The organism is Oleiphilus sp. HI0043, assembly GCF_001634935.1.
Map to the genome: position 1 here is coordinate 1 of NZ_LWEY01001785.1, position 881 is coordinate 881.

Consider the following 881-nt stretch of genomic DNA (forward strand, 5'->3'; position numbering starts at 1 on the left):
CACAGAACAAGTGCCAGCGCCTGATGTAGATCCTGAAGGAATGTTCCAGATGCAGGTGTCTGCATTGGCTTACGACAGCTACGTAGGTGTTATTGGTGTAGGTCGTATTACTCGCGGAACATTGAAGCCAAATCAGCAAGTAATTATTAAAGATGCCAAGGGTAATGAGCGTAAAGGCAAGGTGCTTAACGTCAAAACTCATATGGGGCTTGAGCAGGTTGAGACGCCACTGGCGAATGCTGGAGATATTGTTTGTATCAATGGTATTGATGGCTTAGGTATTTCAGATACTTTGTGTGACCCGGAGTGTGTAGAGGCTTTGCCAGCACTAAACGTAGATGAGCCAACCGTAAGTATGACCTTCGTGGTGAATGATTCTCCTTTTGCAGGCCTGGAAGGTAAGTTTGTTACGACGCGTAATATTAAGGACCGTCTTGATCAAGAGCTTATTCACAATGTGGCATTACGAGTGGCGCCAGGTGATACGCCGGACAAGTTTGTTGTCTCGGGTCGTGGTGAATTACACCTTTCTGTATTGATTGAAACAATGCGTCGTGAAGGTTTTGAGATGGCGGTATCGCGCCCTGAAGTTGTCCAGAAAGAAGTTGATGGCCAGATTCACGAGCCGTATGAGATGGTTGTAATTGATGTTGAAGAGCAGCATCAAGGGCCTGTGATGGAAGCAATGGGTTTGCGAAAGGCAGAATTAACCAATATGGAGTTGGATGGTAAAGGGCGTGTGCGTCTTGAGTTTGTTATCCCTTCTCGTGGTTTGATCGGTTTCCGTGGATTATTCCTGACGCTGACTTCTGGTTCAGGCATCATGACGAGTGTCTTTGATCACTATGGCGAAGTGAAGTCTGGTGGCTCTTTTGAGCGTC

1 protein-coding gene is annotated in these 881 nt (G+C 46.7%); it reads left to right on the plus strand.

The window, feature by feature from the left end; genetic code table 11:
• Window positions 1-881, plus strand: an 881-nt coding sequence (locus A3729_RS27500) for an EF-Tu/IF-2/RF-3 family GTPase (RefSeq protein ID WP_255376417.1), incomplete at both ends; no start/stop codon positions are given.